Source organism: Burkholderia sp. AU45274, from assembly GCF_030482505.1.
Taxonomy (GTDB): Bacteria; Pseudomonadota; Gammaproteobacteria; order Burkholderiales; family Burkholderiaceae; genus Burkholderia.
The window spans coordinates 139,426-151,707 of the sequence record NZ_JAUJQE010000011.1; the positions used below are offsets into that span (position 1 = coordinate 139,426).

Below are 12,282 nucleotides of genomic sequence, written 5' to 3' on the forward strand. Positions count from 1 at the left end.
CCCCGTCACCCACCGCGTGCGCGACGGCCCTGTTCGCGGATCTGTTCGAGTGTCGCGGCCGGCGTGCTGGCGTCCTGCGGGATGCGGATCTCGATCAGCGCGGGCAGCCCGCAGGTCAGTGCGCGCTCGAGCGCGGGCGCGAAATCGGCGGTGCGCTCGACGGTCTCGCCATGTGCGCCGAACGCACGCGCATACGCGGCGAAATCGGGATTCGTGAGCCCCGTGCCATGCACGCGCCCCGGGTAGTTACGCTCCTGATGCATGCGGATCGTGCCGAAATGCCCGTTGTTGACGACGATCACGACGATGTTCAGCCCGTACTGCATCGCGGTCGCGAGCTCGTTGCCGGCCATCATGAAGCAGCCGTCGCCCGCGAGCGCGACGACGGCGCGCGACGGGTACAGCGACTTCGCGGCAAGCGCGGCCGGCACGCCGTAGCCCATCGCGCCGCTGGTCGGCGCGAGCTGCGAGCGGAAGTGCCGGTACGCGAAGTGGCGATGCAGCCAGATCGCATAGTTGCCGGCGCCGTTGGTGAGGATCGCGTCATGCGGCAGGCGCTCGCGCAGCTGCACCATCACGTCGCCGAGCTGGACGTCGCCGGGCATCGGCAGCGGCGCATGCCATTCGCGATACGCACGATGCGCATCGGCAGCGGTGCCGGCCCACGCCGGGTGCTCGGGCGGCTCGAGCGCGGCGAGCGGCGCGGCGATTTCGGGCATGCCCGACACGATCGGCAGGTCAGCCGCATACACGCGGCCAAGCTCGTCCGCACCTTGATGCACGTGAATCAGCGTCTGGCGCGTCTTCGGGATGTCGAGCAGCGTGTAGCCGCCGGTCGTCGCTTCGCCGAGGCGCGGCCCGATCACGAGCAGCAGGTCGGCGTCGCGGATGCGCTTCGCGAGCGCGGGGTTGATCCCGAGCCCGACGTCGCCCGCGTAGTTCGGGTGCGCGTTGTCGATCGTGTCCTGGTAGCGGAACGCGCAGGCCACCGGCAGCTGCCAGCGCTCGACGAAGGTGCGCAGGTTCGCGCATGCGTCGGGTGTCCAGCCGCTGCCGCCGACGATCGCGAACGGCCGCTCGGCGCGCGCGAGCCGCTCGCGCAGCTCGTCGAGCTGCGCGGCCGACGGCGCGGCCGCGACGCGTTTCGCGGCCGGCACGACCGGCTGCGGCGCGCACGCTTCGGACAGCACGTCTTCCGGCAGCGCGAGCACGACCGGGCCGGGGCGGCCGGACGTCGCGACGTGGAACGCGTGGCTCAGGTATTCGGGAATGCGGCGCGGGTCGTCGATCTGCGCGACCCATTTCGCCATCTGGCCGAACATCCGCCGGTAGTCGATTTCCTGGAAGGCTTCGCGGTCGAGGTGCTCGCGTGCGCACTGGCCGACGAAGAGGATCATCGGCGTCGAATCCTGGAACGCGGTGTGCACGCCGATCGACGCATGGGTCGCGCCGGGGCCGCGTGTGACGAACGCGATGCCGGGGCGGCCGGTGAGCTTGCCGACGGCCTCGGCCATGTTCGCGGCGGCCGCCTCGTGGCGGCAGACGACCGTCTGAATGCGCGCGGTGTCGTCCGCCAGCGCATCGAGTACGGCGAGGAAACTCTCGCCCGGCACGCAGAACACGCGTTCGACGTGATTGGCGAGCAACGCATCGACGAGCAGTCGCGCGCCGCTGGTGGCGGGCTGCTCGAGATCCTTGGAATGCGACATGGGCTGCCGTCTCCCTGGGTAGCGGGACGTACAGCTTACGCCCGTTGGCGGGGCGCCGGTACGCCGTCTGCTGAAAAGTGTCGGAACAAGGGGGAATAGATCGGGCTGCCGTGGAGAAGGGAAGGCATGCTGGATCGCCGGTGGTGCGCGATGGCCAAAAGGCCGGCTTGTGGGCGATAGCCCGATGATGGAAAGTTGGGGGCAACAAGGATCCAGCCAAATTTCCGTTTCACCCTCCGCGAATATGTCGCCCAATTAACAATAAAATGGGAACTCATTCAATAGTAAAATTTCCGTCGAAACGACTGACGAAATCAAGGAACGGCATGACAACCGAGACGATCGACCAGAAGACGCTCACCCAGCTCGTCGAAGCGGGCGCCGTACGTGCGGCGCGAGTGGTCGGCTGCGGCAACGGCTGGGCGCTGTCGGCCCGCTGTGGTGCGAACGAACGCTTCCTGTCGGCCAAACGCGGCGATGTGCGCGTGTTCCGTCGCTTTGAAACGCTGGTCGGCTTTTTGCGCGACATCGGCATCAGCCGGTTCGATGTCGATGCGGCCGGCTTCGATCCGGAGGCGCCCGGCCGGACGACCCGGCCCGATCGTGCCGAGGCGCTGAAAGTGGCCCACGAAGCGGCCGCTCACGATCGCTGGTTTCGCGAGCAGGTGCAGCAGGCGCTGGACGACCCGCGCCCCTCGATTCCCGACGCAGAAGTCAGGGCCGGGTTCGAGGCACGTCGCGATGCGCTGCGTCGGAGGATTGCCGGCAAGCAGGGTGATGCTTCTTGACCCTCGTACTGCACTGGCATCCGAAGGCGTACGAGGATCGCGTTGCGATCCTCGACTATATCGGTCATGACAATCCACTGGCCGCGCTGGAACTGGACGAACTGCTGGAGGCAAAGGCCGCGTCGCTGCCGGCGCGCGCGGAGCTGTATCGACTGGGGCGCGTGCCGGACACGCGCGAACTGGTGATCGCGCCGAATTATGTACTGGTGTATCGCATTCGGCCAGCCGACGGCATCGTGGAGATTCTCCGTGTACTGCATGCGCGCCGGCAGTGGCCGTGACGCGCCGCGCTCAGCACTCGACGATATTCACCGCCAGCCCGCCGCGCGACGTTTCCTTGTACTTCGTCTTCATGTCGGCGCCCGTCTCGCGCATCGTCTTGATCACCGAGTCGAGCGACACGTAGTGCGAGCCGTCGCCGCGCAGCGCCATGCGCGCCGCGTTGACCGCCTTCACCGACGCCATCGCGTTGCGCTCGATGCACGGGATCTGCACCATCCCGCCGACCGGGTCGCAGGTGAGGCCGAGGTTGTGTTCCATCCCGATCTCGGCCGCGTTCTCGACCTGCTGCGGCGTGCCGCCGAGTACGGCCGCGAGCGCGCCGGCCGCCATCGAGCACGCGACGCCCACTTCGCCCTGGCAACCGACTTCCGCGCCGGAGATCGACGCATTCAGCTTGTAAAGAATGCCGATCGCGGCTGCCGTCAGCAGGAAGTCGATCACGCCCTGTTCGTTCGCACCGGGCGTGAAGCGCGTGTAGTAGTGCAGCACGGCCGGGATGATGCCGGCCGCGCCGTTGGTCGGCGCGGTGACGACGCGGCCGCCGGCCGCGTTTTCCTCATTGACCGCGATCGCGTACAGGTTGATCCAGTCAATCATCGACAGCGGATCCTGCAGCGCGCGCTCGGGGCTGCCCGTCAGCGTGCGGTACAGCTGCGGCGCGCGGCGCTTGACCTGGAACGGGCCGGGCAGGTTGCCGTCGGCTTCCGGGTTGCCGATCCCGCAGCCGCGCGACACGCACGACTGCATCACGGCCCAGATCTTCAGCAGGCCGTCGCGCGTCTCTTCCTCGGTGTGCCACGCGCGCTCGTTTTCCCACATCAGTTGCGCGATCGACTTGCCGGTCGACTCGGTCAGCGCGAGCAGCTCGGCGCCGGTGCGGAACGGGTGGGTCATCTGCTCGGCCGCGCTCAGCACCTTCGTGTTCGGTGCGCCGGCCGTCACGACGAAGCCGCCGCCGACCGACAGGTAGGTGCGCTCGACCAGCACGTTGCCGCTCGCGTCGGACGCGCGCAGTTTCATCCCGTTCGGGTGCTCGGGCAGCGCCTGACGGTAGAACGCGATGTTCTCCTTCAGCACGAACGGCACCGGATGCGTGCCCAGCAGCGCGAGCTGCTTCGATTGTCGGATGTTTTCCAGCCGCGCGTCGATCGTGTCGGGATCGACGGTGTCGGGCGCATCGCCGAGCAGGCCGAGCATCACGCCGCGATCGGTGCCGTGGCCCTTGCCGGTTGCGCCGAGTGAGCCGTACAGCTCGACCTTCACGTGGGCCGTCGCCGCGAGTTGCCCGTCACGCTCGAGTCCCTGGACGAACATCAGCGCCGCGCGCATCGGCCCGACCGTATGCGAACTGGACGGACCGATGCCGATCTTGAAAAGGTCAAAGACGCTGACTGCCATAGTGATTTCTGCCTTGCTTTAAGAATAATGCTAGCGCGCCTGCAATGGCAGGCACGCGGCGAGCCATGCGGGCGGCGTTGGGGAAAGCTGCTGCGCGACGCGGGCGTAGCGCCCGTCGAGCCGCGCGGCCAGATGAAAGAGTTCGGTGGCGTTTTTCGGGTCCCACTGCCCCGTGTAGCCCGGCAGGCCGGCCTCGCGGCGCTTCGCATCGAACGGCACCGGCGAATTCACGAATTCCTCGTGCGTTTTTTCGCCGAGCGCGTACGGCACGAGCCAGTCGAGCGCGGCCGCGAGCGTCGCGCCGTTCGCGCCCCGTTCGCGCAGCCAGTTGCGGTTGAAGCGGCGCGCGGCGAGCGCGGCCGTCACCAGCGGCTGCAGGTCGTAGACCGCGTAATGCAGCGCATCGCGTTCCTCGAAGTCCCAGGTCTTGCCGTCCGGGCCGATGTTGTCGGCGAGATGCTCGACGAACAGCCGCTGCGCGGCGTTCATCATCTTGCGGTCGCCGAGCGTGAACGCGGACAGCGCGATCAGCTTGATCCGGTGGCTCTGCCAGTTGTTGCGCCAGGTGCCCGTGAGCGGACGCTTCTGCGCGTCGATCTGCGCGACGTAGCCGGCGCCGAGCTTCGCGATGAACGCGGCCGTCGCGTTGCGGGTCTTCACCGGCAGCGCGCTCGCGGTCATGTCGTACGCGACGATCAGGCTGTCGAAGCGCGTCTCGTCGATCGGGTTGAAGCTCGGCTGGTAGGTCGCGACCCACGCGGACAGGAAGCGGTCGACGAGCTGCAGGTAGCGCGGCGCGTTCGTCACGCGCCACGCGAGCGCGGCATCGCGCATCAGGTCGAGATCCTTCAGCGCGGCGGCACTCTGGTCGTAGATGCCTTCGTGCGGCAGCGTGCCCTCGGTGTGCACGCGCGCCATCGCCTTCGGCTGCTCGCCGATGCGCGCGTCGACGCTGCGGATCAGCGCCTGGATGCCCGGCTCGGCCTGTGTCGTCTCGCTCGCCTGCAGTGCCGGCGCCGCGCAGAAATTCATCGCCGCGCGCGCGCTGCCGGACGCGCCGAGACCGGCGGCGGCAAACGACAGCGACGCGACGAGCATCGGCACGACGCGGCGCGCGCGCGGCCGCCCTTGCATTGCACCATGGCCCGGAAACATCGGACGCACCATGCGGAACTCCTTCATTGGCTGGATCGCGTGTGATGTTAGCCGGATTGGCGGACGAACGTGAACCGGTTCGAGCGGCGAACAAAAAAACCGCACGCAACTCCGGGTTGCGTGCGGTGCGGTCACCATCGGGCGGCTCCTGGCCTGGCGCGCGTTATGCGTAGTCCGACATCGGCACGCACGAGCAGAACAGGTTGCGGTCGCCGTAGACGTTGTCCGCGCGGCCGACCGGCGGCCAGTACTTGTTCGTGCCCAGCGACGCCACCGGGTACGCAGCCTGCTCGCGCGAGTACGCGTGCGGCCATTCGTTCGCGGTGACGACGGCCGCGGTGTGCGGCGCGTGACGCAGCGGATTGTCCTCGCGGTCGGCGCGGCCTTCCTCGACGGCGCGGATTTCGTCGCGGATCGCGATCATCGCGGCGATGAAGCGGTCGAGTTCTTCCTGCGATTCCGATTCGGTCGGCTCGACCATCAGCGTGCCCGGCACCGGGAAGCTCATCGTCGGCGCGTGGAAGCCATAGTCCATCAGGCGCTTCGCGACGTCGTCGACGCTGATGCCGCTCGTTTCCTTGATCGGACGCAGGTCGAGAATGCACTCGTGCGCGACCAGCCCGCCCGGGCCCGAATACAGCACCGGGTAATGCGGCGCGAGGCGCTTCGCGATGTAGTTCGCGTTGAGGATCGCGGTTTCGGTGGCGGCGGTCAGGTTCTTCGCGCCCATCATCGCGATGTACATCCACGAGATCGGCAGGATCGACGCCGAGCCGTACGGCGCGGCCGATACCGCGCCGATGCCGTCTTCCTCACGCGTGTAGCCGGTCGAACGCTGGTTCGGCAGGAACTTCGCGAGATGCGCGCCGACCGCGACCGGACCGACGCCCGGGCCGCCGCCGCCGTGCGGGATACAGAAGGTCTTGTGCAGGTTCAGGTGCGACACGTCGCCGCCGAACTGGCCCGGCGCGGTCAGGCCGACCATCGCGTTCATGTTCGCGCCGTCGACGTACACCTGGCCGCCGTGCGCATGGACGATCTCGCAGATCTCGCGGACGTTCTGCTCGAACACGCCGTGCGTCGACGGGTACGTGATCATGATTGCAGCGAGGTCCTTCGCGTGCGCGTCGGCCTTCGCCTTCAGATCGGCGATGTCGACGTTGCCCTGTGCATCGCATGCAACGACCACGACCTTCATGCCGGCCATGTGCGCGGATGCCGGGTTCGTGCCGTGGGCGGACGCCGGGATCAGGCACACGTCGCGATGGGCTTCGCCGCGCGATGCGTGGTAGGCGTGAATGATCAGCAGGCCCGCGTACTCGCCCTGCGAGCCCGCGTTCGGCTGCAGCGACACGGCCGCGTAGCCGGTGGCCGCCACGAGCATCTGCTCGAGCTGGTCGATCATCTCGCGGTAGCCGACGGTCTGGTCGGCCGGCGCGAACGGGTGGATCCGGCCGAACTCGGGCCACGTGACGGGCAGCATTTCCGACGTCGCGTTCAGCTTCATCGTGCACGAGCCGAGCGGGATCATCGAGCGGTCGAGCGCGAGATCCTTGTCCGACAGGCTGCGCAGGTAGCGCAGCATTTCGGTTTCGGAATGGTGGCGGTTGAACACGTGGTGCGTCAGGTACGCGCTCGTGCGCTCGAGGCCGGCCGGCAGCGCGGGGACGCCGGCTGCGCCCGCGTCCAGCGCGTCGACGGCCGGTGCGGTGCCGCCCGCGGCTTGCGCGAACACGGCGAGGAGATCGGCGAGGTCGTCGCGCGTCGTCGTTTCGTCGACCGATACGCCGACTTGCGTGTCGCTCACGCGGCGCAGGTTGATGCGCTTCGCCTTCGCGAATTCGTGGACCTGCGCGGTGCGCGCGCCGGTGTCGATCGTCAGCGTGTCGAAGAACGTGTCGTTGACGGTCGCGAAGCCGAGCTGCTTCACGCCGGCGGCGAGCAGCGCCGCGATGCGGTTCACGCGCAGCGCGATCGTCTTCAGGCCGTGCGGGCCGTGGTAGACCGCGTACATGCTGGCCATGATCGCGAGCAGCGCCTGCGCGGTACACACGTTCGACGTCGCCTTCTCGCGGCGGATGTGCTGTTCGCGCGTCTGCAGCGCGAGGCGCAGCGCGGGCTTGCCCTGCGCGTCGACCGTCACGCCGACGAGGCGGCCCGGCATCTGGCGCTTGAATTCGTCACGCACCGCGAGATACGCGGCGTGCGGGCCGCCGAAACCCATCGGCACGCCGAAGCGCTGCGTGTTGCCGATCGCGACGTCCGCACCCCAGTCGCCCGGCGGCGTGAGCACGGTCAGCGCGAGCAGGTCGGCCGCGACGACCACGTGGCCACCGGCCGCGTGGATCGCTTCGGTGAGCGCGCGGTAGTCGCGCACGTCGCCGTTCACGCCCGGGTATTGCAGCAGCACGCCGAACGCATTCGCTTGCGCGGCGTCGGCGGCCGGGCCGGTCTTGACCTCGATGCCGACCGGCAGCGCGCGCGTGCGGATCACTTCGAGCGTTTGCGGCAGCACGTCGTCGGCGACGTAGAACACGTTCGACGTCGGCTTGCCGGTGCGCTGCAGCAGCGTCATCGCTTCGGCGGCGGCGGTGGCTTCGTCGAGCAGCGACGCGTTCGAGATCGCGAGGCCCGTGAGGTCGGCGACCATCTGCTGGAAGTTCAGGAGCGCCTCGAGGCGACCCTGGGAAATTTCGGGCTGGTACGGCGTGTAGGCCGTGTACCACGCCGGGTTTTCGAGCACGTTGCGCAGGATGACGGCCGGCGTGTGCGTGTCGTGGTAACCCTGACCGATATACGAGCGGAACACCTGGTTCTTGTCCGCGAGAACCCGCAGCGCGGCGAGGGCTTCGGCTTCGCTCTTCGGCTGCGCGAACGGGCCGAGCGGCAGCGTTTCGGCGCGGCGGATCGAGGCCGGGATCACGGCGTCGATCAGGGCGGCGCGCGTCGGGAAGCCGAGCGTGTCGAGCATGGCCTGCTGGCTGGCGGCGTCGGGGCCGATGTGGCGTTCGGCGAACGCGTCGTGCGTTTCGAGCGCGGCGAGCGAGAGGGGCGTGCGGTTCATCAGGCGGTCCGGGTGTTCGAGCTTCATGGCGTTCCTTGGTCGGCCCGGGCGAGCGATGCAGCGTTCGCCCGGGCCCCATGCTTTGCGGTCGACCCGGGGCGGCGCGTTGACGCCGGCCCGGGTTCCGCGCGGGGCAGGGTGGCTGACCCGTCCCGCGCGATTCAGGGAAATTAGTCGATCAGCTTGCTGTACGCGTCAGCGTCGATCAGCTTGTCGGTCGACGCGCCGGCCGCGAGCTTGATCTTGAACAGCCACACGCCGTACGCGTCGCTGTTCACTTCTTCCGGCGAATTGGCGGCATCTTCGTTGATCGCGACGACCTCGCCGGATACCGGCGAGTAGATGTCGGATGCGGCCTTCACCGATTCGACGACGCCGACGGCGTCGCCCGCCGTCACCGACTTGCCGACTTGCGGCAGTTCGAGGAAGACGATGTCGCCGAGCGTGCTCTGCGCGTGATCGGTGATGCCGACCGTCAGCGTGCCGTCCGCCTCGGTGCGGATCCATTCGTGTTCGTCGGTGTATTTCAGATCGGCCGGGACATTGCTCATCGGATGCTCCTGGTAAAAGGGTGTGTTCGTTTTGCTGGCGCGCCGCCGGGGCGCGCCGGGTATGGTATTGCGCCGGGCGCCATCTCCCGGCTTCCCGGGAGGCGGGCCTCCCGGCCGTTACGCAGCGAGGACCTTGCCGTTGCGCACGAACGGCAGTTTTACCACGCGCGCGGGAAGATTCTTGTCGCGAATTTGCACCTGGACGAGGTCGCCGATCTGGACGGCCGCCGGCACGCGCGCGAACGCGATCGATTCCTGCATCGACGGCGAGAACGTGCCGCTCGTGATCTCGCCTTCGCCGTGCGGCGTGACGACCTTCTGGTGCGCGCGCAGCACGCCGCCGGCCTTGCCGTTTTCCTTCTGCAGGATCAGGCCGACGAACGCGGCGCGGGTGCCGTTGGCTTCCAGGGCGGCACGACCGACGAAGTCGCGCGGCGCGGAGAGGTCGACCGTCCACGCGAGGCCCGCGTCGAGCGGTGACACGGTGTCGTCCATGTCCTGGCCGTACAGGTTCATGCCGGCCTCGAGGCGCAGCGTGTCGCGCGCGCCGAGCCCGCACGGGCGCACGCCGTTTTGCTGCAGCGCGTTCCACAGCGCTTCGACGTGCACGGCCGGGACGATCACTTCGAAACCGTCTTCACCGGTGTAGCCGGTGCGCGCGACGGTGAGATCGCCGAACGGCGTGCCGGCGACCTGCGCGGCGTTGAACGGCTTCAGCTCACTGGTGGCGGCGCGCGCGGCGGGCACGGTCGCCCAGGTCTTTTCGCGGGCGTTCGGGCCCTGAACGGCGATGATCGCGAAATCGCGGCGCGGCGCGATCGTGACGCCGAAGCCGCCTTGCTCGTTCAGCTGGTTGAACCACGCGATGTCTTTCTCGGCCGTGCCGGCGTTGACGACGACGCGGAAGAATTCTTCGGTGAAGTAGTAGACGATCAGGTCGTCGATGACGCCGCCCTGCGGATTGAGCAGGCACGAGTAGAGGGCCTTGCCGGGCGTCTTGAGCTTGCCGACGTTGTTCGCGATCGCATGCTCGAAGAACGCGCGCACGCGGCTGCCGGTGAAATCGACGACGCACATGTGCGACACGTCGAACATGCCGGCGTCGGTGCGCACGGCTTCATGTTCTTCGATCTGCGAGCCGTAGTTGACGGGCATGTCCCAGCCGCCGAAATCGACCATGCGGGCATTGAGCGCGCGGTGCGCGGCGTTGAGCGGGGTGTGATTCAGTGCAGTCATCGAGGCCTCAGGCAAGGCGCTTGCGCGCGGATCAGAACGGCCATGTGCCGACCACCGCGGCCGATGGCCTGCGAGCGATCCGGTACATGCCCCTCTGTCCTCGATACCTGAGAGATTGCGCTGCCGGCCAGGCCTGGCGAACGCGCGCCCCTTCGGTGGGCAGCTTGCCCGCGCAGCGGATGCGCTGCGGGCTACTGCCGCTCTCCAGAGTGCGGGGAGAGTGTGGCCCGCGCAATGCGCGGACGGGATTCCCCGACGCGGTCGGTCCTTTTGCCTGAGAGTTTGCGGGTGTGCCCCTTCGGCGGCGCAACCGGCTGAAACAGCCCGGTTACACGCTCTCCCGACGCGTGCGGGCGACTGTACGCGAGCGGGTGGGCCTTGTCAATTTGAGCAAAAGAATGTCGCTTCGCGACAAGCGGCGGCAACCGGTGCCGCCGCTTTTTCCGCTCCGGCGGGCGCCGGCCGGTGCGTTACTCGCCGATCGCGCGCGCGGCCGTGTCGAGTTCCTGGTTCAGCACGCGCTGCTCGTCGCCTGACAGGCCGCCGCTGTGCTGCGCGGACATGTCGTTCGATTCCTGGCGGATCACGTCGAGGCGATGATGAAGCTGCGCGCCGTACGGCGGCGGGTAGTAGCCGCCGTTCACGCGCGCATCGATGCGGCGGTGCAGATTGTCGATCCGGCCCTGGATCTGCTGCATCCGCTCGTTCGCGACGACCTGCGGATTCGGCCGCGGCGGGGGCGCCGGGCGGACCGGCTGCTGCGGCTGCACGATACAGGCCGCAAGCGAGGAAACCAGGACGCAGCACGCTGCTGCGCGAATCAACCGTTGCATCAACATTCTCCTGACGGATTGGTGTCGGATCGACTTTTTCGAGAAACGCATCAGACCAGTCTGCCGCTGACTTTCGTTCCCCCGGCATTTGTAACCGAATGTTCCGGCTGATCCCGCTGCACCGGCGCCGGCCGGCCGCTACCGGCCGGCGCGCGGTGTCAGATCGTGCGGCGCACGAACGGCAGCCGGCGGCCGTCGTGCTCGCTCTGCGCGGCGAGCTCGATGATCGTCATCACGTCGACGGCGTCCTGCGCGGTGACGGGGAATGGCGCGCCGTCGCGGATCGACGCGGCGAGCGCGCGGTAGAACTCCGCGTACTGGCCATCGAGCGTCGGCACCGGGCGCTCGACCTCGACTTCGCCGTCGAGCACGCGCAGCAGGCCGGGCGGGTTGCCGCCGCCGAATTCGACGTCGTCGGCGGTGAGGCCGGCCTTGAGCTGGTCTTCCTGCGTGTCGAGCCCGAACTTCTGGTAGCTGCCGCGCGTGCCGTGCAGCGTGAAGCGCGCGGGTTCGATCGCCGACAGCGCGCTCGCATGCAGCGCGACGTCCTTGTCCGGATAGCCGAGCTGCAGGTGCACGAAATCGGGCGCCGTGCCGTTGTCGCGGCGCGTCTTGACGGTCGCGCTCACCGTTTCCGGCAGGCCGAACAGCGCGAGCGCCTGGTCGATCAGGTGCGGGCCGAGGTCGAGCAGCAGGCCGCCGCCGCGAGCCGGCTCCTCGCGCCAGCGCGTGCGCGGCGTCGGGCGAAAGCGGTCGAAGTGCGACTCGAAACTGGTGATGCGGCCGAGCTCGCCCGATTTGACGATGTCGCGCACGGTGAGGAAATCGCCGTCCCAGCGGCGGTTGTGGAACGGCGCGAACAGCCGGCTGCGCGCGTTCGCGAGCCGCGCGAGCGCGAGCGCCTCGTCGGCGGTGAGCGTCACGGGCTTGTCGACGACCACGTGGCGGCCCGCTTCGAGCACCTGGCGCGCGAGCGCGAAGTGCGTGTCGTTCGGCGTGGCGATCACCACGCATTCGATATCGTCGAGGCCGAGCAGCGTGTCGAGATCGGGGACGACGCGCGCGCCCGGATACGCCGCCTGCGCGCGATCGGGCTGACCCGTCGCGATCGCGGCGACTTCAGTGCGGCCGCTCGTGGCGATCACGGGCGCGTGGAACGTCGCGCCGGCGAAACCGAAACCCATCAAACCAATCCTGAGCAATGACGACATGGCAATTCCTGGCTGCGAAGGAAACTAAAGGATGGCGCGCCGGGACGGCGCGAAG

Annotated in this window: 10 protein-coding genes and 2 riboswitches; of the genes, 2 read left to right on the plus strand and 8 right to left on the minus strand. The window is 68.4% G+C overall.

Annotation, left to right across the window (positions count from 1 at the left end; all coding sequences use genetic code 11):
- Positions 1-5: 5 nt before the first annotated feature.
- Positions 6-1,709: a thiamine pyrophosphate-binding protein gene (locus tag QZM35_RS30730; RefSeq protein ID WP_301777409.1), complete on the minus strand. Its 1,704-nt coding sequence runs from the start codon at positions 1,707-1,709 to the stop codon at positions 6-8.
- Positions 1,710-2,035: 326 nt separating this feature from the next.
- Here QZM35_RS30730 and QZM35_RS30735 point away from each other — a divergent pair, with 326 nt between their 5' ends.
- Positions 2,036-2,497, plus strand: a complete 462-nt coding sequence (locus QZM35_RS30735; protein WP_089430424.1) for a hypothetical protein — start codon at positions 2,036-2,038, stop codon at positions 2,495-2,497.
- Complete coding sequence (locus QZM35_RS30740) at positions 2,494-2,778, plus strand: type II toxin-antitoxin system RelE/ParE family toxin (protein ID WP_089430425.1); 285 nt, start codon at positions 2,494-2,496, stop codon at positions 2,776-2,778. The genes QZM35_RS30735 and QZM35_RS30740 overlap by 4 nt, the downstream gene beginning before the upstream one ends.
- Positions 2,779-2,788: 10 nt before the next feature.
- Here QZM35_RS30740 and QZM35_RS30745 read toward each other — a convergent pair whose 3' ends face one another.
- From QZM35_RS30745 to QZM35_RS30775, 7 genes are all read right to left on the minus strand, one after another.
- A complete protein-coding gene (locus QZM35_RS30745; protein ID WP_301777410.1) occupies positions 2,789-4,177 on the minus strand; it encodes an L-serine ammonia-lyase in 1,389 nt (462 codons plus the stop codon).
- A gap of 30 nt (positions 4,178-4,207) precedes the next feature.
- Positions 4,208-5,344: an alginate lyase family protein gene (locus QZM35_RS30750; RefSeq protein WP_089424293.1), complete on the minus strand. Its 1,137-nt coding sequence runs from the start codon at positions 5,342-5,344 to the stop codon at positions 4,208-4,210.
- A gap of 151 nt (positions 5,345-5,495) precedes the next feature.
- Complete coding sequence (gene gcvP / locus QZM35_RS30755) at positions 5,496-8,423, minus strand: aminomethyl-transferring glycine dehydrogenase (protein ID WP_301777411.1); 2,928 nt, start codon at positions 8,421-8,423, stop codon at positions 5,496-5,498.
- Positions 8,424-8,566: 143 nt separating this feature from the next.
- Positions 8,567-8,947 carry a glycine cleavage system protein GcvH gene (gene gcvH / locus QZM35_RS30760; RefSeq protein WP_089430428.1) on the minus strand — a complete coding sequence of 127 codons (381 nt, stop codon included), beginning with the start codon at positions 8,945-8,947 and terminating at the stop codon, positions 8,567-8,569.
- 117 nt (positions 8,948-9,064) lie between these two features.
- Positions 9,065-10,183, minus strand: a complete 1,119-nt coding sequence (gcvT, locus tag QZM35_RS30765; RefSeq protein ID WP_089424188.1) for a glycine cleavage system aminomethyltransferase GcvT — start codon at positions 10,181-10,183, stop codon at positions 9,065-9,067.
- A gap of 84 nt (positions 10,184-10,267) precedes the next feature.
- Positions 10,268-10,401: riboswitch (glycine riboswitch) on the minus strand.
- 33 nt (positions 10,402-10,434) lie between these two features.
- A riboswitch (glycine riboswitch) is annotated at positions 10,435-10,536 on the minus strand.
- A gap of 117 nt (positions 10,537-10,653) precedes the next feature.
- Complete coding sequence (locus QZM35_RS30770) at positions 10,654-11,016, minus strand: hypothetical protein (protein WP_011350564.1); 363 nt, start codon at positions 11,014-11,016, stop codon at positions 10,654-10,656.
- 158 nt (positions 11,017-11,174) lie between these two features.
- Positions 11,175-12,227: an oxidoreductase gene (locus tag QZM35_RS30775; RefSeq protein ID WP_089430429.1), complete on the minus strand. Its 1,053-nt coding sequence runs from the start codon at positions 12,225-12,227 to the stop codon at positions 11,175-11,177.
- Positions 12,228-12,282: the final 55 nt, after the last annotated feature.